This window comes from Frankia sp. CcI49, assembly GCF_001983215.1.
In the GTDB taxonomy this organism is placed as follows: Bacteria; Actinomycetota; Actinomycetes; order Frankiales; family Frankiaceae; genus Parafrankia; species Parafrankia irregularis.
In genome coordinates this window covers 76,908-98,502 of record NZ_MOWP01000015.1, presented here as the reverse complement: position 1 = coordinate 98,502, position 21,595 = coordinate 76,908, and the positions used below count along the sequence as shown (strand labels likewise).

General features: G+C 71.1%; 11 protein-coding genes. 5 read left to right on the top strand and 6 right to left on the bottom strand.

Annotated features, from left to right (window positions below; genetic code table 11):
- Positions 1-23 precede the first annotated feature (23 nt).
- The 6 genes from CcI49_RS13835 to CcI49_RS13810 all read right to left on the bottom strand — a co-directional run bounded on the left by CcI49_RS13835 (position 24) and on the right by CcI49_RS13810 (position 6,970).
- Positions 24-1,058 carry a 3-oxoacyl-ACP synthase III family protein gene (locus tag CcI49_RS13835; RefSeq protein WP_076826997.1) on the bottom strand — a complete coding sequence of 345 codons (1,035 nt, stop codon included), beginning with the start codon at positions 1,056-1,058 and terminating at the stop codon, positions 24-26.
- Between the two features lie 596 nt (positions 1,059-1,654).
- Positions 1,655-2,332, bottom strand: a complete 678-nt coding sequence (locus CcI49_RS13830) for a GNAT family N-acetyltransferase (RefSeq protein ID WP_076827339.1) — start codon at positions 2,330-2,332, stop codon at positions 1,655-1,657.
- Between the two features lie 107 nt (positions 2,333-2,439).
- Complete coding sequence (locus tag CcI49_RS13825) at positions 2,440-3,900, bottom strand: NtaA/DmoA family FMN-dependent monooxygenase (protein WP_076826994.1); 1,461 nt, start codon at positions 3,898-3,900, stop codon at positions 2,440-2,442.
- A gap of 387 nt (positions 3,901-4,287) precedes the next feature.
- Entirely contained in the window at positions 4,288-5,145 is an 858-nt protein-coding gene (locus tag CcI49_RS13820; protein ID WP_241840053.1) for an NmrA/HSCARG family protein, read from the bottom strand.
- Positions 5,146-5,404: 259 nt separating this feature from the next.
- Positions 5,405-6,280 carry a class II aldolase/adducin family protein gene (locus CcI49_RS13815; RefSeq protein WP_076826990.1) on the bottom strand — a complete coding sequence of 292 codons (876 nt, stop codon included), beginning with the start codon at positions 6,278-6,280 and terminating at the stop codon, positions 5,405-5,407.
- A gap of 33 nt (positions 6,281-6,313) precedes the next feature.
- Positions 6,314-6,970, bottom strand: coding sequence for a peroxiredoxin-like family protein (locus CcI49_RS13810; RefSeq protein ID WP_241840052.1), 657 nt, complete (start codon positions 6,968-6,970; stop codon positions 6,314-6,316).
- 952 nt (positions 6,971-7,922) lie between these two features.
- On the opposite strand from CcI49_RS13810, the gene CcI49_RS13805 reads away from it, so the two are divergent.
- The 5 genes from CcI49_RS13805 (at position 7,923) to CcI49_RS13785 (ending at position 21,523) form a co-directional block, all read left to right on the top strand.
- Positions 7,923-8,789, top strand: a complete 867-nt coding sequence (locus tag CcI49_RS13805; protein WP_076827337.1) for a TauD/TfdA family dioxygenase — start codon at positions 7,923-7,925, stop codon at positions 8,787-8,789.
- Positions 8,790-9,280: 491 nt separating this feature from the next.
- A complete protein-coding gene (locus CcI49_RS13800; RefSeq protein WP_235498267.1) occupies positions 9,281-9,826 on the top strand; it encodes a hypothetical protein in 546 nt (181 codons plus the stop codon).
- 524 nt (positions 9,827-10,350) lie between these two features.
- On the top strand, positions 10,351-10,989 hold the full coding sequence (locus CcI49_RS41540) for a hypothetical protein (protein ID WP_131831088.1): 639 nt from the start codon (positions 10,351-10,353) through the stop codon (positions 10,987-10,989).
- A gap of 189 nt (positions 10,990-11,178) precedes the next feature.
- Positions 11,179-20,505, top strand: a complete 9,327-nt coding sequence (locus tag CcI49_RS13790) for a putative Ig domain-containing protein (RefSeq protein ID WP_083749496.1) — start codon at positions 11,179-11,181, stop codon at positions 20,503-20,505.
- A 124-nt stretch (positions 20,506-20,629) separates the two neighbouring features.
- On the top strand, positions 20,630-21,523 hold the full coding sequence (locus CcI49_RS13785) for a DUF11 domain-containing protein (RefSeq protein ID WP_083749495.1): 894 nt from the start codon (positions 20,630-20,632) through the stop codon (positions 21,521-21,523).
- The last annotated feature ends 72 nt before the right edge of the window (positions 21,524-21,595 follow it).

Genomic DNA, 21,595 nt, shown 5'->3' with positions numbered 1-21,595 from the left:
GGTGCCCGTGCCTTCGACGGTGCTCACGCCTTCTCCACGGCGAAGCCGGCCCGGATCCACTTGGAGGACTCGACCGAGACGCCGACCGCCCGGTCGCCGCTCGACATCTGGTCGAGGATCCGTTCGAGCTGGAAGAAGGGGGTGGCGTTGCCGGTGTTGCCGGTCCGGCGCACACAGCTGACCTCCTGCGCGCCGGGCAGCGCGAGGCGCTCCATGATCTGGGTCGTCATCCGTCCCGACAGCTGCGGCGGCAGAACGTAGTCGACGTCGCCGGGCTTCCAGCCGACGTCCGCCAGCAGCTCGGCGAGGATCTCCTCGCTCATCACCGGGACCAGTTCCTCGATGGCCTTGTAGTCCTCGGCGACGGTCGGCGAGTCCGGGCCGGGCGGGCGCGCCCCGAACCAGTCCAGCGACTGGCCCGGTGCCCGGCCGAGACCGGTGAGTCGGGTGCTCACCTGCCGGATCGTCACCGCCGCCGGGGTGGGGTCGACGCTCAGCACCGCCGCGCCCGCGCCGTCACCGAACAGCATGTAGTTGATCAGTTCGCGGGGCGGCAGCCGGGAGAAGTCCGCGCTGTAGTCGAAGACCTTGGTGCCGACGTCGCCGCCGAGGACCAGCGCCGTGCGGGGGCCACCCGCGACCAGCAGCCGGGACGCGACCGCGAGGGCCTGGAACGCCCCCGTGCAGCCGGACTGGAGCTGGAAGGTCGGCACCCCGTCGATGCCGAGCCGGTCGGCGACGACGTTGACGGTGGTCGGCATCAGCTTGTCCGGGGTGGCCGTGCCCATCACGATCAGGTCGACGGCGTCCGGCCCCAGTCCGGCGGCGGCCAGGGCCAGCCGGGCGGCGTTCTCCCCCAGGTCCGCCAGCGTGGACACCACCTCGCCGCTGTCCAGGTCGACGGACATGTGGCGGGTGTCGGTACCGACGAAGTGATCGATCCACTGTCCCCAGTAGGTGTCCAGGCCGAGCCGGGCGGCGAGCGTCGGGTTGTCCACCGGCGCCCCCGGCAGGGCGGTCCCCACCCCGAGAATGTGCACGTCCGAAACGTCCGCCACCGGTTGCCTCCAGCTGTCGTGCTGTTTCCGGAACGGACGTCATCGTCGCCGCGCCGGCTAACGTCGCCCTAAGCCGACATCCGGGCGGCCAGGCGGCTCCGGGCCGCCAGACGGCGGAGCGCCGAGCAGTCGAGACCCCCTGGCAGCGCAGATGGGTCGTCACCTTCCGCCTGTCACAGACTGACACCGACCAAGATCGCTAGTCGGCAGGCGGAGAGGTTCGCGCTCCACGAACGCCACCGGACCTCCGCACGCCCAAGCGCCCAAGCGCGCCCGGTAGCCCCATGGCGCGGTTCGGCGGTTTGGCGGTTTGGCGAGTCGCAAGAATGAAGGATTTTGGTCGTTCCAACGACCAAAATCCTCCTTTCTTGCGGATTGCCAGGCGAACTGCACACCTTTTGCCCTTTTTGGGGCGAATTATCGGCGCCATGCGGCGATGGCCGGAGACAAGGAAGCACCGCGACGCCGCGCCAGCACCACCCCGGCCAGCTTTCGATCACCTCCGGGTGGCCCGGCCACGGCCGACGCGGGCTGTTGGTCACCGAGACGACCTGATCGTTGACGGCAGGCCCCTCAGATGGCGGAGCCCAGGCCCCTCAGGCGGCGGGCGGGACGCGCACGATGGTGAAGGTGAGCGTGCGGCGCGCGCGGAAACCCAGCGCCTCGTAGAGCCGCAGCGCGGTGTCGTTGCTGCCTGTGACATGCAGGAAGGGGAGCTCGCCGCGGGCGGCGATGCCGGCGGTGAGGGCCAGCACGAGCCGGGAGGCCAGGCCCTGCCCCCGGTGGGCGGCTTCGGTGCAAACGCCGCTGATCTCGGTCCAGCCGGGCGGGCGGACCCGCTCACCGGCCATCGCGACCAGCCGGTTCCCGCGCCGGATCCCGAGGAACGTCCCGAGCTCGATCGTGCGGGGCAGGAACGGCCCGGGATTCGTGCGGGCGGTCAGTGCGAGCATCTCCGGCACATCGGCGGGGCTGAGACGGACGATTTCGGAGCCACCCGGGGCGCCGGCGACCCCCTCTCCCGTCATCTGCACCCCGGTGCCGCGCAGGACGACCTCCCAGCCGGCGGGCGGCGGGGTCTCGACGGCGGCGAGCGGCACGACGGCTCCCGGGCCGGCGAGCGCGGCAAGATCGGCCCAGTCCGCGGCGTCGGGCCGCTCGGGCATGGCCGCGAACTGCGACATCTGCGGCGGGTAGCGCCGGACATCGCCGCGCCGTTGCGCGAACGGGGCGTGCGGGCCGCACAGCGACGAGCGCACCGGATTGTCGAGCACGTGGTGCCCGCCCGAGCCGGAGCCGGCGGGAGCGGGGGCGGCGAGCGCGGGGGCGGGGGCGGGGGCGGGGGCGGGCCGCCCCAGGTCCGCCTCCGCTGCGGCCTCGGTCACCGCGGGGCCGGCTCCGGGCCGGCCGCCCCCGGAATCGCCGCCGCCGGAATCGCCGCCGCCGGAATCGCGGGCTCCGGGCCGGCTGCCTCCGGGATGGCCGGCGCTGGGAGTGCCGGCGCTGGGAATGCCGGCAGGCCGAGGTTGGCGCGCAGCGTGGTCCCCTCGTACTCCGTGCGCAGCGATCCCCGTTCCTGCAGCAGTGGGACGACCTTGTCGACGAACTCGTCGAGCCCGGTGGGCGTCAGGTGCGACCCGAGGATGAAGCCGTCCGAGCCGTCGTTCTGGACGAACTCGTCGAGCCGGTCGGCGACCTGGGTCGGCGTTCCGACGAACTCGGCGCGGGCGAACAGGTGGATCGCCAGCTCGCGCAGCGAGTACCCGTTCGCCTCCGCGAGCTCGCGCCACGCCTTCACCGTCGCGTGCGCGTCGCCGTGCCGCGTGGTCCGGCCCTCGATCGCCGGTGGCCCGTCGGTGTCCGGCTCGACGTCGGGCAGCGGGCCGTCCGGGTCGTAGCCGGACAGGTCACGGTTCCAGACCGCCTCCAGCAGGATCTGCGCGGTCCGGCCGGTGACCTGCGCGCGGGCGATCTCCCGGGCCCGTTCGCGGGCGTCCGCCGCGGTGTCGCCGAGGACGAACAGCGCGGCGGGCAGCAGCCGCACCGAGCCAGGTGGACGTCCGGCGGCGGCGACCCGGGCGGTGATGTCCCGGTAGAACTCCTGGGCCTCGGGGAGGCTGTGGTACGGGGAGAAGATCGCGTCGGCGCCGGCGGCGGCGAAGTCCCGGCCCTGTGGGGAGACCCCGGCCTGCAGGATCACCGGGCGGCCCTGCGGGGAGCGGGGCACGGTGAAGCGGCCGGCGATGTCGAACTGGCGACCGTGCCGCGCGAACCGGCCCACCTGTCCGTCCCGCAGGAATCGCCCGCGGTCGCGGTCGGCGGGGACGGCGTCGGCCGGCCAGCTGTCCCACASAGCCCGCGTGGCGTCGAGGAACTCCTCCGCCCGGAGGTAGCGGTCCGCGGGCTGCAGGAAACCGCCGCGCCGGAAGTTGCGGCCGGTGAAGGTGTCGAGGGACGTCACCACGTTCCAACCGACCCGGCCGTCGGAGAGGTGGTCCAGGGAGGCGAGCTGGCGGGCCAGCTCGTAGGGCTCGTTGAAGGTGGCGTTGACGGTGCCGACCAGCCCGAGGTGCTCGGTGACGGCCGCCAGCGCGGCGAGCACCGGCAGCGTGTCGGGGCGGCCGACCACGTCGGTGTCCAGGAACGCCCCGAACCGTTCCCGCAGGGCCAGGCCCTCCGCCAGGAAGAAGAAGTCGAACTTCCCACGTTCGGCGGTCTGCGCCAGGTGCTGGAAGGAGGAGAACGCGATCTGGCTGCCTGCGGCCGGGTCCGACCACACCGTGTGGTGGTTCACGCCCGCCAGGTAGGCGCCGAGGATGATCTGCTTGCGCGGCTTGCTCACGAGGGCGGCCCTTCGGAGTCAGACGGCGGCGATGTCGGCGTCGGCGCAGCGGTTGGCGGGGCGGGGTGCAGGGTGCCACCCCGCCCCGTCGAGCGCGACGGCGAGATGGAGCGGAGTGGAATCGGGCATCGGTCCCGTCCCTTCCCGGCCGACATGTCGAAATGCGGCCCAGGAAAGCACTCTGCGTAAATACACCTTGTCGAGTCAAGAAGTAGGAAAGTGATCCAGAACACGCCCCGGCGGACGTTGGCGGAACGGACAGGTGCTGCGGGACGGCACCCGCGACTACTCGACCAGGGCGCTCAACCGAACCGGGCGACCAGCCGAACCGAGCGACCAGCCGAACCGAGCGGTCGGTCGAACAGGGCGGTCAGTCGAACAGGGCGGTCAGTCGAACAGGGCGGCCACCAGCGCGGCGCCGCGACGGTCCAGCCAGGTCTCGAACGTCATCAGCTCCGGGTGGAGTGCCCGCGCGGTCGCGAGGTCGGCACCGTAACCGCCGCGTTCGTTGACGAAGGCCACCGCGTCGGCGAAGTCCTCGTTCGCCGCGCGGACGACGTCGACGGGCAGCTGCACGTGGCCGATGTCGCGGCCGGTGGCCCGGCTCAGGGCCCGTGCCGTCTCGGCGGGGCGCAGCTCGTCGCCGGCGATCGCGAGGGTCCGCTCCGCGAACCGGGCGGGATCGGCGAAGGCGAGCGCGACGAACGCACCGATGTCGTCGAGGGCGATGAGCTGCTCGGCGACGTCCGGCGCGAACGGGCTCGCCAGGGTGCCGGTGTGCACCCCGAAGGCCGGCGAGGCGTAGTTCTCCATGAACGACACCGGCCGCAGGATCGTCACCGGCAGCCCGCTGCCGCGCAGGTACTCCTCGATCTCCCACTTGCTCGCCAGCGCCCGCGGAGCCGCCGGCCCCACCCCCGCCGCCGAGGCGTGGACCACGTGACGGACACCGGCCCGCGCTGCCGCGTCGGCCACGTTGCGACCCCAGGCGACCTCGTCCGCGAACGGCACGGGCGGATAGCCGAGCGCCCCCCGCTGAACGCTGAACACCCCGTGGACGCCCTTCGCCGCCACGTCCAGAGACTGCGGGTCGGCGAGATCGCCGACCACGATCTCCGCACCCCGGTCGGCGAGCCGGCGGGCCGCCGCTCCCGTTGGGTCGCGCGTCAGCGCCCGCACCGACCAGCCGTCGGCGAGCAGCCGCGTCGCGACCGCACCACCCTGGTTACCCGTCGCCCCTGTCACCAGGACTACATCCCTGCCACCACCGACCATGACGACACCGCCTCTCTCTGCTGCCGGATGGAACCAGAGAGCGGACCATCCGACCTCATCAGCACACGAATAATCACCGAACGTGATTGTCGTGCACACTACGAGAGCAGTTCCCCAGGCTGGCGGCGATCTCCACGTGTCGCACGAGTCCGACACAGATCACACCCGTACGGCGCAGGCCCGCCCGCGGCAAGCCCGTCCAGGGCACGGGTACCGGCCGAGCGGGGCGTCACTCGAGCAGGTCGGGTTGTTCCTCGACGATGAGGTCGTAGAGGGCCTCGAAGGCCCAGCGAGCGCCGTCGTCACCCCAGCCCTCGCCGGCGGTGGCGCTGGCGATCTCGTGGTCCAGGATTCGCAGCGCGCCGGCCGCGGCCGCGACGAGCTGGGTCCGCGCCGCCCGCTCCGCCGCGATGTACCAGTACGCCGCCGCCTCCACGCTGGTGCCGACGGTGAGCAGGCCGTGGTTGCGCAGGATCGCCAGCTTGTGCGGACCGAGGGCGGTGGCGATCTTCCGGCCCTCCGCCTCGTCCAGCACGACTCCGTTGTACTCGTCGAAGATCACCTGATCCTCATAGAACGCGAGGGAATCCTGGGAGATCGGATGCAGCGGCTCGCCGATGGCGGCGAGCGCCCGGCCGTACAGCGCATGGGTGTGCGCAGCGCTGACAACATCAGGCCGGGCGGCATGGATCTGCGAATGGATGTTGAACGCCGCCGGGTTCAGCGGCGGCGTTCCGTCGACGATCTCCCCGTTGCCGTTGACCAGCAGCAGGTTGGAGACCCTGATCCGGCTGAAGTCGAGGCCGAACCGGTTCACCCAGAAATGGTCGCTCAGCTCGGGATCACGGGCGCTGATATGGCCGGACAGCCCCTCGGCGATGTCGAGCTTGGCGAAGAGCCGGTACGCAGCGGCGAGTTTGCGCTTACGGTGCAGCCGCTCCTCCGCCAGCGTCCTGACCGGCTCCGGGCGAGGCCATTGCCCGCCTTCGGCCGGTGCGACCAGCCCGGCCCACGGGCTCCTCCGCTCGCCGGCGGATGATTCGGGGGACGCGTCCGGCGCCGGCCCGATCGCCGCCGCCGGCACGTCATGGGTGGAAAGCGTCATGCCCTGGCCTGCCCTTCCTCATAAAGGGGCCGGTTACTGACCGACAAGGGGCCGCACCGCGGCCAGAACGGCCGAGGACTCGGTGCGCACCATCCAGTCGGGATGGACGTCGGCAAAACGAACGGTCCGGTCTTGGTCGATGACGACGACCGTCGGATAGGGCAGCGTCCACTCTCCGGTGCCGAGAATCGCACCGAGATCCGCACCTTTACGCCGAGATTCTTCACGCGCTTCCTCGTCAGGCGCGAAACCTATACCGAAGAAGTCGATCAGGACCCGGTCGGGGTCGCTGGCCACCGGGAAATCAAAACCGTGTCGCTCCTTGATCGCCACCAGCTTCTCGGCGATCTGGGGGCTGACGATGACGAGGTGCGCACCCAGCTCGCGCAGGGCCGGCGCGAGGGTGAGCTGGTAGCCACGCAGGGCCGTGTTGCACGCGGGGCAGCCCTCGAACCGGAAGAAGACCAGCGTCACCGGCCCCTCGGCCAGCAGGTCGTCAAGGATGACGGTGCCGCCACCGACCTCGGCCAGCACAAACGGCGGCACCACGTCGCCTGGCTTGACGAAGCGTGCACGGTCCGCGTTCGCTTCGAGGGAGCGCCGCAGGTCGGCATGAGCCCGAAGCTGCTCCGGCGCCCATTCCGCGTCCCGGGTGGCCTGCAGCTGGTCCAACAGACCCTGGATCGTCACGGGCGCTGCCACGGTCTGGTTAATAGGATTCCCTCCTCATCCAATGCCTTTCGGAAGCAGTCGTCCGCCTCCCGGCCAGAGCTGGGAGGACGGAAAGTGCAGAAATCCGCCACAGACGGGAGACCTGACCATTCCCGACGTAACACAGCGTGCGCCGGTTCACCCGGTGGGCAATCCGAGCCCGCTACAGCGGCCGACACACACTCGTGTGAGTCCACGCACAGACGGCGGGCCAGCGTGGGGTGGGTGCACAGGTAGCAACATGCGGCAGACGTCGAGGCTTGTCAAGTTTCTCGGTGGAAATAACGGTAAAGGTGAGCAGCCCCGGCCGCCCCGGCAATCGATCCGGATCACACCCATCCCGACACGCCCCCATGTGACGCGGGTCACTTTATTTTCACACTTGACCGATCGACAAACTGTGGTCATGTTGGACCTGTGTTGAGAACTGCGTACCTGGTGTCGCGACAGCACATCGACCTGCTGCGAGTGGCCTCCGCGAGCTGTCCCGACAGCCACAGCGACCACTGACGCCCAGCATCAGGGACCCGAACGGCCCGGCGAACGACGGGCACGAAGCCACGTCGAGCTGAAGCGGCCACCAGGCCACGGCGCCCTCCGCGCACCGGAATCAAGAGGCCACGCGGCGGCACCAGCGCGGTATGGCGGACGCGTTGGGCTGGCGTCGGAGAGGCGCCGGCCGCCGCATTCCGAACGACCATCCGTGCCTGGCGCGCATCCGCTCCACCAGATGCGCCGACGCGCGCCACCGGACGCCGTCCCTGAACTCCGCCGCGACGACGAAGCGGCCGGGACCTCGGCGACATGACAGCGGACGTACGCAGATCTTCAGATTTCGGCTCGGCGGGCGATCGTCACCGGCGGCGGCACCCAGACCCGTCCACCAGTGACCAGCGGCACCCACCGGCAGCATCCACCGAAGGGACACCTCGTGACCACAGTCGCCGAAACGCCCGTCCAGTCTTCTTTGGCCGTCCAGGCTCTGCAACCGACAATCGGCGCGGAGATCAGCGGTGTCGACCTCCGGGAGCCGCTCACTCCCGAGGTACGCGACCAGATCAGGGCGGCCGTGCTGAAGCACAAGGTCGTCTTCTTCCGGGACCAGGAACTGACCCAGGCGCAGCACGAAGCCTTCGCCCGGCAGTTCGGCCCCCTCTACACCCATCCGGGCGCGGGCACCGCCGGCCCTGACATCAGCCCGGCGATTCACCGCATCGCCAGCGAGGACCTCAAGAAGTACGAGAAGGCCCACACTCCGCAGGCCGGCGACGACGTCTGGGAGCCATACCACACCGACACGAGCTGGCGGCTCGTGCCGACCTGGGGAGCGGTGCTGCGGGCGGTCCACCTGCCCGAGGTCGGCGGCGACACCATCTGGGTCGACGCCGGACTCGCCTACCAGGGCCTGCCCGACGATGTGAAGGCCCGGCTCGAGGGCCACCACGTCACCCATGACTACCGCGCCGCACTGCACCAGTCCGGACACGACTATCCGGTGGTCGCCCATCCGGTCGTCCGCCCACACCGGGAAACCGGCGAGAAGATCCTCTGGGTGAACTTCACCCAGCGGCCGACGATTCTCGGGCTCGACCGTGCCGAGAGCAGGGAACTTCTGACGGCGGTCATCGACCAGTACCGCAGGCCGGCGAACCAGGTGCGGTTCTCGTGGCGACCGGGCTCAGTCGCGTTCTGGGACAATCGCGCGACCGTCCACTACGCGGTACGCAACTACGGAACGTTCCCGCGGCTGTTGGAAAGGATCCTCATCGCCGAGGAAACACTCCATGCCGACCTGTAGGAGGGCCAGGACGAGCCTTGGCACCTCTGCTGACAGGGCACCTCTGCTGACAGGGCACGTCGGGAGGTAGCGATGCCACTCGTCCTCGGGAGACCGATTCCGACCCGCCGGCGCTCGGGCGCTCGGGCGCCCTGGCTACCTCCTGCCACAAGGCGGTGTTCGGTTGGATAATTATCCGTGCGAACCGGCGCGGCCCTATCGCCCGCCTGTGCGCACCCAGGCCGCCCCGGCCGACTGCTGATGGGCAGCAGGCACGGCCGGACAGCGACCGCCTCGATTTCCCATAACCGAGACCCGCGCCGGCGTGCCCGGGGCGACACGGTCGCCGCGACGCTCCCGGCTTGTCTCGCGACAGCCGGGCGAACACGCCATTCCGTCGTATATTCCCTATGCCAGAGCGGGACAGCACGCGCCGCGGCCAGCCTTTCCTTGACCAGGCAAAACTCGATCCGAACACTCTCCGTAGTCGTTTCAAGCGAGCGGAGTTCGGAATGTCCAAGAAAGGCAGATCGCAGGTCACGCTTCGGCGCGGCCTGATCATTGCCACCGGGGCCGCGATGGTGGTCGGCACCACGAGCATCGAGACGAGCGCTGCCCCGGGGCAGACCTCGCCACCCCAGTCCACGACCGCCCAGGTGGTGGTCGGTTCGGCCATCACCCTCACCGGTCTTCCCGCAAGTTTCGTGCTTTCGGGTAACCCGGGAGACACCGTGGCCACCACCACGCCGGTCACCATGACCGTCCTGACCAACAACTTCGAGGGTTACACGGTCTCGGTCTCGCCGCAGACGGCCACCCTCGCCCCGCCGGCACCTACGAACACCGACACGATCCCCATCAGTTCGCTGCAGGTGCGTCCGACCGGGAGCGGGGCCTTCACCCCGCTGACATTCGGGACGCCGGTCGTGGTCGAAAGCCATGCGTCACCATCGGCCGAACTGGGCGATTCCGTCTCGCACGACTATCAGATCACCATTCCGTTCGTCCGGCCGGACACCTACTCGGCGGTCCTCGACTACGTCGCCACCACCCTGTAATGGTTGTGCCCGGTTTCCGGTCCGATAACAGCCGCACATAGGCGGCTGCCGGGCCGGAAACCGGACAGCGCGACCACGCAGAAGGGTTCCAAAACGGTGATGGCCTGATGGTGACCTACCAGATTCACGAATGCCGGAGGGCCCGAACCGGACGTGTTGCCCGGATCCTCGTCGTGCTCGGCTGCCTCCTCGGGCAGCTCGCGCTGGCCGGCGCGGGCCCGGCTGCCGCGGCTGCCTCTCCTGCCGCGCCGGCGCCCACGGCCCCGGCCCCCGCGTTCGGGCTTTCGGTGAGTCCGACCAGGATGGTCGTCTCGCCGGAGCAGATCGATGGCAGGCATGAGTTCACGGTGACCAACCGGGGACGGGACCCGCTCGACCTGGCGGTGAGCCACACCGGTTTCTCCGCGGATCACGAGGGCAATGTCCGGTTCCTACGGGAGGAAACCCCGTACTCGGCCATGAGCTGGGTGAAGGTACAGCCCGAGCGGTTCCGCCTGGCTCCCGGCGCCCGACAGGTCGTCACCGTGCGGATCACGGTGCCGCCCAGACCTGAGCCGGGCGACCATCACGTCGCCATCCTGTTCATGGTTCCCGCGCAGGGGCGTGAGCAGATCCGGCTGAACCGGGGAATCGGCGCGCCGATCTACATCACTGTCCCAGGCCCCGTCGACGACACGGTGAAGATCACGAGACTGGCGATGCCGTCGTTCTCACCGGGCGGGCCGATTCGGATTTCGGCGACCTTCCGGAACACCGGGACCGTGCATCGCGACTTCCGCGGCGAAAAGGGCCGGCTGCGCCTCCGGGTGGGCGGCGGTACGGTGACCCTTCCTGATTTCACGGTGCCGCGCGGCGAGACCCGTAATGTCTCGGTACAGTGGAACGACCCGCCTGCGATGTGTCGCTGCCGGGCCGAGCTGGCCTTTCCGTCGCGGGATGGATCGATGCAGCGGGCAGCGGCCTCGGTAACGATTTTCCCGGTAGTCAGGGCAACTGTGGTTCTTGTCGGCCTGGTGCTCCTCGGGCTGGTCGGCCTGCTCGGCCGGCGCTTCTACCGCGGCCGGGTCACGGCAGCCGCCGAGGTGCTGCGCCGACAGGAGGATGCCGAGACGGCAACCACGGCCGGAAAGGACGCCATGCCCGATACTACCGATGGTCGGTGATACTCGAACAAGGGCAGCAGAAGACGACTTCATGAAACCTCGGGAGCCGCCGCCGGATATCCGCCGCGACACACCGGATTCCTAGGGGACAACGCCTCACTGTTGTTCGGCGTAAAGACCCTTATCGTGGCCGCGGTGAGCACGGCGAGAGAATCGGAACGGGAAAGGGCACCGGGCCAGGTTTCCCGAATGGGGCGCGGTCCGGAGCGAGTCCTGGTACTCCTGGTCATCACCACGTTGTTGACCGGGTCCATCTCGATGCTCACGTCGCCGCCGGCGCTCGCGGCCGGCACGGTGGTCTTCGATCAGCCGTTCCACAACAACACGCCGAACGGCACCGGCGCGGTCGTGCTGCCCGCTCTCGCCCCCGGGCAGAGCGGGGGCAACGCCGCCTGCCTCACGGCCAACGGGAACAGCACCATCGGCGTGCTGCGCAGCTGCCAGACCGAGAAGGACACCCAGGGGTTCGGGAAACTGCGGCTGACCACTCACTCCGCCAGCCTGGTCGGTGGCGTCTTCGGGGCGACCAGCGTGCCGACCTCCCGGGGGCTGGTCGTCAGCTTCAACACGTACCAGTACGGCGGCTCGTCCGGCGGCGACGGCATCGGGTTCGTCCTGGCGGCGACTGATCCCGCGCGGCCGGCGGCGCCGGCGAACCTCGGGCAGTCCGCCGGTGCCCTCGGCTACGCGCCGAGCCGGCCGAGCGCGGTCGGGCTGAGCAACGCCTACCTGGGCGTCGGCGTGGACCTCTACGGCGACTTCAGCAACAACCAGTACGAGGGCACGAACTGCGTCGACCCGCCCTACATCGCCTCGGGCGCACGAGTGCCGGCGCAGGTCGTCGTCCGCGGCCCCGGCAACGGGACGACCGGGTACTGCGCGGTCAACAGCACCGCGACCACGACCTCCGCCACGCCGCTGAACCTGCGGACAAGCAACCGGGCGAGCGCGCGGGTGCCGGTCAAGGTGATCATCAACCCCACCTCGTCGACGATCGTCGACGACACCGGGACGTCCGTCGGCCCCGAACGCTACCGGGTCGAGGTGACCCCGATCGGCGGGTCGGCCGTGGTCCTGACCGGCCTGCTGCCGGCGGCGCCGGCCGGCCTGTACCCGTCGTCGTCCTGGACCGACGCGGACGGCGTCCCGCGCCAGCTCACCTTCGGCTGGGTCGGCGCCACCGGCGGGGAGAACGACAACCACGAGATCGACGAGGTCAAGGTGGCCACGATCGACGCGGTTCCCACCCTCACGGTCGCGACCACGAGCTACAACGGGTCGAGCCCGCAGCCCGGAGACCCGGTCACCTACACGGTCACCGCGGCCGTGGCAGCCGGCGCCGCGGTGACGCAGCCTGTCACGGTCACCCAGACGGTGCCGGTCAACGTGGTGCCGGTGGGGGCGTTCGGATCGGGCTGGGTCTGCGAGGCGCCTTCGGGGCGAACTATCAGCTGCACCAACAGCAGCGCGCCGTTCGCGGCCGGGACGTCCCTGCCACCGATCACGGTGGTGGCGATCGTGACCGGGTCGGGTGTCACGCCATCGCTGATCCAGACCACCTCGGTCAGCACCGTGGGCGCGGGCGACGTCGCCCCCGGCTACACCAGCTCCACGACGGCCGGGACAGTGCCGTCGGCCCCCACGGGGCTCGCGATCACACCGACCTCGGGCTCGGTGTCCGGCGGCGGCTCGGTCACGGTGACCGGCACCAACATCGCGGGCGCCACCGCGATCGAGATCGGCACCACGACCGAGCAGCGCGCCGGCACCCCCGTGGTGCTGCTGCCCTRCCAGGCCGGCCCGGCCGCGGGCTGCTTCACCGTCAATCCCAACGGCTCGCTGTCCATCTCCTCGATGCCCGCGCGGTCGACGGTCGAAGTGGTCGGGGTCACCGTGGTCACCGCCGGCATCGCCGGGCTGGTGCCGTACATCTACACCAGCGGCCCCGGCACCCCGGCGGCACCGACCGCCACCGCCGGGGTCACCAGCGCCACGGTGAGCTGGGTCGCCCCCCCGGCCAACGGCAGCGCGATCAGCAGCTACGTCGTCACCCCCGCTCTGAACGGGGTGGCGCAGACGCCGGTGACGTTCGACGCCTCGACGACGACGCGGACGCTGACCGGGCTGACGGTGGGTGGCTCCTACACCTTCACCGTGCGGGCGGTGAACGCGCTCGGCAGCGGTGCGGCCAGCCAGCCCTCGGCCGCGGTGGTGCCCTACAACGTGCCGGCCGCGCCGTCGATCACCGCGGTGAGCGCGGGAAGCCAGTCGGCGACCCTGACCTGGACGACCCCGGCGAACAACAGCAGCCCGATCACCGGCTACGTGGTCACCCCCTACATCAACGGGGTGGCCCAGGCGCCGCAGACCTTCACCGGCACCGCGACCACCCGGACGGTCACCGGCCTGACCGGGGGCACCACCTACACGTTCACCGTCGCGGCCGTCAACGCGGCGGGCACCGGGCCGGCGTCGGCGATCTCCGCCCCGGTCACGGCCAACGTCTCGCCCGGTCTGGCGAACCCGGCACCACCAGCCGGCGAGGTGGGCGCGGCCTACACGGTCCAGTTCACGACGGCGGGCGGTACGTCCCCCTTCACCTGGTCGCTCAGTTCCGGCAGCCTCCCGCCCGGCCTCATCCTCAACGCGGCCACCGGCCTGGTGACGGGCACCCCGACCGCCCCCGGGGACTACCCCTTCACTCTGCGGGTGGTGGACGCCAGTGGCCAGTCGGCGACCCAGAACCTGGCCATCGCGATCGCCTCGGCCCCGACGCTGCCGTTCCCCGCTCCCCCGGCCGGTGAGGTCGGCGTGGCCTACAGCCAGCAGCTGACCGTCTCCGGCGGGACGGGCCCGTTCGTCTGGTCGGTGAGCGCCGGCGCGCTGCCTGCCGGCCTCACGCTGAACCCGTCCACCGGGCTGCTGTCCGGGACGCCGACCACCGCCGGCACGGCCTCGTTCGCCGTCCGGGTGACCGACGCGTTCAACCAGTCGGCGACCCGGAGCCTCACCCTCACGATCGCGGCGCCGCCGAGCCTGACGTTCTCGTCGCTGCCGGCCGCCCAGGCGGGCGTCCCCTACAGCCAACAGCTCACGGTCACCGGCGGGACCGCCCCGTTCACCTGGGCGGTCAGCTCCGGCAGCCTGCCGCCCGGTATCACCCTGGACCCGTCGACCGGCCTGCTGGCCGGCACGCCGACGACAGTCGGCAGCTACCCCTTCACCGTCACAGTGACGGACTCCTTCGGCCAGACCGCGAGCCGGGCCGCCACCCTCGCCGTCGCGGCCGGGCCGCTCGTCATCGCGAAGACGGCGAGCGCCCCGTCAGCGGCCCAGGGCGAGACGGTGACCTACACCGTCACCGCCACGAACACCGCCGCCAGCTCGTTCACCGGGGTGACGTTCACCGACGCCCTCGGCGGCGTGCTCGACGACGCCACGTACAACGCCGACGTCACCGCCTCGTCCGGTGTMGCCGCCTTCACCGGGTCCGCGGTCACCTGGACGGGAGACCTGGCTGTCGGGGCAACCGTCACCGTCACCTACTCGGTGACCGTCGCCAACCCGGACACCGGCGACCAGGTGCTGTCGAGCTCGGTCACCTCGCCCACCGTGGGGACGATCTGCCCGGCCGGCGGGACCGACCCGCGCTGCGCCAGCAGGGTGACCGTGTCGATCCTGACGCTGACCGCCAGCTCCGACGTGAGCACCACCATCCCGACGGGCGTGATCCGACGCACCTTCACCGCGGTCAACAACGGCCAGACCCCGTACAGCGGACGGCTGTTCGCGATCGGCCTCACCGACGAACAGGACGACGCGACCTACCTCGGCGACGGCCAGGCGACCTCCGGCCAGCTGACGGCGGACGCCCACAACCTGTACTGGACCGGCAACCTCGCACCGGGAGCATCGGTCACGATCACCGCGTCGGTCCAGGTACGCAACCCGGACACGGGCAACCGGATGGTCCGGACGACCATCTCCTCGACCGCGCAGGGCAGCAACTGCCCGCCCGGCGGAACCGACCCGGCCTGCACCACGACGGTGACGGTGCTCATCCCCGCGCTGACCATCACCAAGACCGCGAACACCGGCGGGGTGACCCCCGGCGGCACCGTCACCTACACGATCCAGGTGGCGAACACCGGCCAGGCCCCCTACACCGGCGCCACCGTGACCGACTCGCTGGCCGCGCTGCTGGAGCAGGCCGACTACAACGGCGACGCCACCGCCACCACCGGCTCGGTGACCTACGCCGCGCAGACCATCACCTGGACCGGCGATCTGGCGGTGGGGGCCAGCGCGACCATCACCTTCTCGATCACCACGCTCAGCTCCACCACCGGTGACGGAGCCCTCGTCAACACGGCCACCTCCTCGGCACTCGGCGCGAACTGCCCGCCGGGCGGAACCGACCCGGCCTGCACCGCGGCCGTGCAGATCCTGGTCCCGCGGCTGACCATCGCGAAGTCGGCGAGCGCGGCGACGTCCACGCCCGGCGGGGTGACCACCTACACGGTCACGGTGACCAATGCCGGCCAGGTCCCCTACCCGGCCGCGTCGTTCACCGACCCGCTCGCCGGGGTGCTCGACGACGCCGTCTACAACAACGACGTCACGGCCACCACGGGTACCGCCAGCTACGCGGCGCCGGTACTGAGCTGGGCGGGCGCCCTGGCCGCCGGCGCGAGCGCGACGATCGTGTACTCGGTCACGACCGACAGCCCGGCCGCGGGGGACGGGCTGCTGACCAACACGATCACCTCGCCGAGCGAGGGGAGCAACTGCCCCGCGGGCGGGACGGACACCCGCTGCACGGTGACGGTCCCGATCGCCCAGTTGGTCATCTCCTCGGCCTTCGACCGGCCGACCGCGACCCCCGGATCGGTGATCAGGGCGACCACCACCGTCACGAACACCGGGCAGGTGCCGTACACGGGCATCACGATCAGCAGCGACGGCACCGATATCGGGGACGACGTGATCAGCAACGGTGATCAGACGGCCAACTTCGGCACACTTTCCGTCTCCGCGGCCGGTGGAGTGTGGTCCGGCGACATCCCGGTGGGCGCAACGCTCGTCGTCACCGCCACCATGACGATCCGCGACCCCGACCCGGGGAACCGTGTCCTGAGCGGTTCCTCGACGACGGACGCGCCGGGCAGCAACTGCCCGCCGGGCGGCACCGACCCACGGTGCTCGCTGTACGCCACGGTCGTCGTCCCCGGCCTCACCGTCGGCACCACCGCGAACACCTCCACCGCGCTGCCCGGGGGCACCATCGCCTACACGACGACGGTGACCAACAGCGGCCAGACCCCCTACACCGGCGTGACGGTGACGGCCGGGCTGAGCGGGCTCCTCGACGACGCGGTCTACAACGCCGACGCCGTGGCCTCGGCCGGGACGGTGAGCCTCGCGGGCTCCGCCCTCACCTGGACCGGCGACCTCGCCGTGGGCGCGACGGCGACGATCACCTTCTCCGCGACGGTCCGCGACCCCGACCCGGGGGACAAGACGGTTCTCATCACGACCACGTCGACCGCGGCCGGAAGCTCCTGCCCGCAGGTCACCACTCCCGGCTGCCTCTCGGGTGTCGTGGTTCTCACCCCGGCGCTGACGATCCACCAGACCGCCGACGCCGCGACCGCCCTGCCCGGGCAGACGGTCGCCTGGACCATCACGGTGGCCAACACCGGCCAGTCGAGCTACCCCGCGGCCACGATCAGCGAGTCACTGGCCGGCATCCTCGACGACGCCGGGTACAACGGCGACGCGGTGGCCTCGACGGGCTCGGTCTCCTACACCGCTCCCACTCTGACCTGGACCGGCGCGCTCGCTCCCGGCGCCACCGCGACCATCACCTTCACCACCACCGTGGGCAATCCCGCGCCCGGAGACCAGGCGCTGACCGGGACGGTCGTCTCGACCTCGGCGGGCGCGAACTGCCCGGCCGGCGGAACCGATCCGTCGTGCACCACCACCGTGCCGATCACGGCGCCGGCACTGTTGACCCTCACCACCCGCACGGACGTGCCCAGCGCTCCCGCGGGCGACACGGTCACCTACACCATCACGGTCACGAACGGCGGCGCCACCCCGTACACGGGCGCCGCGCTCACCGACGATCTCGGCGAGGTGCTCGACCAGAGCACCTACAACGGCGACGTGGCGGCCTCGGCGGGCACGGTGGGCGTCACGGGGTCCACGCTGTCCTGGAACGGGAACGTCCCGGCATCGGGACTGGTCACCATCACCTTCTCGGTGACCGTGGGAACCTTCAGCGACGGCACCCTCACCGACCAGCTCGAGTCCGGGTCGCCCGGCTCCAACTGCGCGGCGGGGTCCGCCGACCCACGCTGCACCTCCACGGTCACCGTCAGCAGACTGGCGATCAACGTGACGACGGTCACCTCCGCCGTTCCCGGCCAGCGGATCGCGTTCACCGCCACGTTCACCAACACCGGAGCGACCCCGTACAGCGACATCACGGTGACGTTGGCCTCTGCCGGCATCAGGGACGACGCGACCCCGACCGGCGACCAGACCGCCAGCTCGGGCACATTGGTCACCATCCCGGGCCAGGCGCTCGTCTGGAGGGGCCCCATCGCGGTGGGGGCGACGGTGACCATCACCGCGAGCTCGGTGATCAACGACCCGGACCTGGGTGACCGGATCGTCCAGGGAGCCTTCGTCACCTCCGCGCCCGGCAGCAACTGCCCGCCCGGCGGGACCGACCCGGCCTGCGGCGGGGCCGTACAGGTCCTGATCCCCGGGCTGACGATGACCACGGCCGCGAACACCACCTCGGCCGAGCCCGGCCAGGTGGTCGGGTACACCACCACCATCACCAACAGCGGCCAGACGCCCTACACCGGCGCCGTGGTCACGGCCGACCTCACCGGCGCCCTCGACGACGCGATCTTCAACGGGGACGCCGTCGCCTCCGCGGGGACCCCGACGTTCGCCGGCCAGACCCTCACCTGGACCGGCGACCTCGCCGTCGGCGTGGTGGTCACGGTGTCCTACTCCCTCACGGTGCGTGACCCCGACCCGGGGGACAAGGTGCTGGTGACCACGCTCGCGTCCACCGAGACGGGCAGCTCCTGCCCGCCGAACAGCGCCAACGCCGGGTGCCTCGTGAGCGTCGCGGTCCTGACCCCCGCGCTGACAGTCACGAGCTCGGTGAGCGCGGCGACGGTCCTGCCGGGCGAGACGGTCACCTTCACCCTCGCCATCAGCAACGCCGGCCAGGTTCCCTACACCGGCGCCACGGTCACGGACGCGCTGGCGGACGTGCTCGATGACGCGACCTACAACGGTGACGCGGCCACGACCGTGGGCACCGTCGACGTCACCGGCTCCACCCTGACCTGGACCGGCGACCTCAACCCGGACGTCTCCGCCACGGTCACCTTCTCGGTCACCGTGCGCGCCCAGGGGGTGGGAGGCGGCGACGGCGTGCTGACGAGCACCGCCGTCTCCACGGCCGCCGGCAACAACTGCCCAGCCGGGAGCGGCGACGCCCGGTGCTCGGCGACCGCGCGGATCAGCGAGCTCACGATCGCCACCGCGATCGACCGGACGTCCGCGGGCCCGGGCGACGTGATCCACTCGACGATCACCATCACCAACACCGGCCAGGTCGCCTACCCCGGGGTCACGGTGAGCTTCGGCAACGACGACGCCGACAACAACCTGGCCTACAACGGGGACGCGGCCGCGACCGTCGGGACCCTCACGTTCGGCCCGGGCAGTCTCCAGCTGACCTGGAACGGTGACCTCGCCCCCGGGCAGACGGCCACGATCACCCTGTCGGTGACGGTGGGCCCGATCACCCAGGGAGGTGTGGTGACCAACTTCGCGGAGTCCCCCACCCCGGGGAGCACCTGCCCCGCCGGCGGGACCGACCCGGCCTGCAGCGCCACCCTCACCCTGCTGGTGCCGCAGCTCACCATCCAGAAGACGCCGAGCACGACCGCCACCCTCCCCGGCGGAACCGTCACCTGGACGATCACCGTCGCCAACACCGGACAGACGTCGTACACAGCCGCAACGCTGACCGACGACCTCACCGGTCTCTCCCCCGACGCCGACTACAACGGCGACGCGACCGCCACCGCCGGCGCCCTGACCTACACGGCACCGCAGCTGACCTGGACCGGCGACCTCGACGTCGGCGCCAGCGTGACCATCACCTACTCGGCCACCGTGCACCAGCAGATCCTGGGCCCGCACGCGCTCATCACCACCGTCAGCTCGACAGAGCTCGGCAGCACCTGCCCACCAGCAGGCGGGAACAACCCCTCCCCCTGCCGGACCATCGTCCTGATCCTCATCCCCCGGCTCACCATCACCAAGACGGCCTCCACCAGCGACACCACGGTCGCGGGCAGCCCGATCGCCTACACGGTCACCGTGGCCAACGAAGGTCAGACGCCCTACACCGGGGCGTCCTTCACCGACGACCTGTCCGACGTGCTCGACGACGCCGCGTACAACAACGACGCCACCGCCACCACCGGCACGGTGAGCTTCACCAGCCCGCACCTGACCTGGACCGGCGACCTCGACGTCGGCGCGAGCGCGACCGTCACCTACTCGGTGACGACCGCGCTGCCGGCGACCGGAGACCACACCGCCACGAACGTGGTCACCTCGGCGACCTCCGGCGCCAACTGCCTGGCCGGCGGCACGGACACCACCTGCACGGCCACCACCACTGTCCTGGTCCCGACCCTGACGATCACCAAGGTGGCCGACCGGTCGAGCGCCGTGGTCGGCGGCACCATCCAGTACACGATCACCGCGACGAACACCGGCGAGGCTCCGTACCCGGTGGCTGCCATCAGCGACGACCTCACCGAGCTGACCGACAACGCCACCTGGAACAACGACGCCACCGCCACCACGGGCACGGTGAGCTACACCGCCCCCGTACTGACCTGGACCGGAAGCCTGGCCGTCGACGCGAGCGTCACCATCACCTACTCCGTCACCGTCGACCCGGCGGCCACACCCGGGGCGGTGCTGGCGAACCAGGCCGCCTCCGCGGCCCCGGGCAGCACCTGCACCGGCAGCGGGTCCGGGCCGGCCTGCACGGCGACGACGACGATCGAGGCGCAGACGCTCAGCCTGACCGACCTCCCGACGTCCTTCACCCTGTCCGGCGTGCCGAACCAGACGGTCACCGCCGACCACGCGGTCACCATGACCGTCCTCACGAACAGCGCGGACGGCTACACGGTCTCCGTGCAGGGAACCGCCCCGGCGCTGGCCGGAACGCTTCCCGGCAACGACGACACCATCCCGCTGGACCTGCTGTCGGTCCGGGCCACCGGAGACGGTGCCTTCCAGCCGCTGTCGCACACCACCGCCGTCCTGGTGCACAGCCAGGACGTCCCGTCCGCGCCGGGCGGAGACGCGATCAGTAACGACTACTCCGTCGACATCCCCTTCGTCGCATCCGACACCTACAGCACGACACTCGATTACATAGCTGCCACGCAATGACCCGCGCCGCACCGCCGCTCGCCGCCGGGAGACGGCCCACCCGCACGGGGCACCCTTCGCCGTGCCATGACCGGCCGCGCGGCAACGTCACCGGGCTCATCAGGAACTCAGGAACGAGGCTCAGATGGCCGCTTCCCCCACCGTTTCCCCCAGCACGTCCCCACCCGGCGTGCCGCCGCCCGTCGCGGCCCGCCTCCTCGGCGCACTGGGTGCGGGAGCGCTCGCCGTCGCCGCGTCCGTCCTCATGCCCTCCGGGGCGCTGGCCGCGACGGCCGCCGCCGCAACGCCCGACCAGCGACAGAGCGGCCCGAGCCTGACGATCACGGTCGACGACGGCAGTACCGCCGTCAGGGATGGCGACCGGCGGACCTACACCACCACGATCCGCAACCTCGGCACCACCGACGCAGAGGATCTGGTCGTCACCCTGTCCCTGCCGCCGGGAACCCGCGTCGACTCGGCCGACGGCGATGCCGCCGTCGACGACAGCGTCGTCTGGCAGGCCGACATACCGCGAGGGCAGACGTCCACGTTCGTCGCTTCGCTGAAGGTGGGACAGGTACCGCCCAACCAGCTCCGGCTGGCGGTGGTCTCCTGCGTCGCACTCGAGGACGCGGACAGACCGGTCGTCTGCGCGGCCGACTCCGACGTGCTGCCGTCCGCCGCCGCCACCGACGCCGCGCACCGGGACGACCGGTCCGACGGGGTCATCGGCCCGCTTGGCCTGGCCGCGTCGCTGGCCACGCTGGGCGGGGTTGTGGTGCTCGGGGTCGGGGCCGCGCTCGCTGGCCGGCGGCTCCTTCACCGCCGCCGGCTCGTGACCACCGGCGAGGTGACCGGCGGCCAGGTGACCGGCGGCCAGGTGACCGGCGGCCAGGTGACCGGCGGCGGGGCAGCCCTTCCCCAGGACCCGATCGCGGCCCGCGAGACCGTCGAGGTTCCCGCCCAGCCGCCCGCCCCGGACGATGCCTGGGATCGTTCCGCAGACCACGGCGCTGTCCCGCGTCCGAGGCGATAGGAAATGTGAAGACGGAGGCGAGCCCGGCCCTCGCTGATGGCGCCTCCGCCCGCAGGACCGCGGGCGGTGGTG

What these genes read in the sequence shown, in the direction of transcription:
- CcI49_RS13800 (WP_235498267.1), top strand. Translation starts at nt 9,281, where the DNA reads ATGTCCAAGAAAGGCAGATCGCAGGTCACGCTTCGGCGCGGCCTGATC.
- CcI49_RS13815 (WP_076826990.1), bottom strand. Translation starts at nt 6,280, where the DNA reads ATGACGCTTTCCACCCATGACGTGCCGGCGGCGGCGATCGGGCCGGCG.
- CcI49_RS13785 (WP_083749495.1), top strand. Translation starts at nt 20,630, where the DNA reads ATGGCCGCTTCCCCCACCGTTTCCCCCAGCACGTCCCCACCCGGCGTG.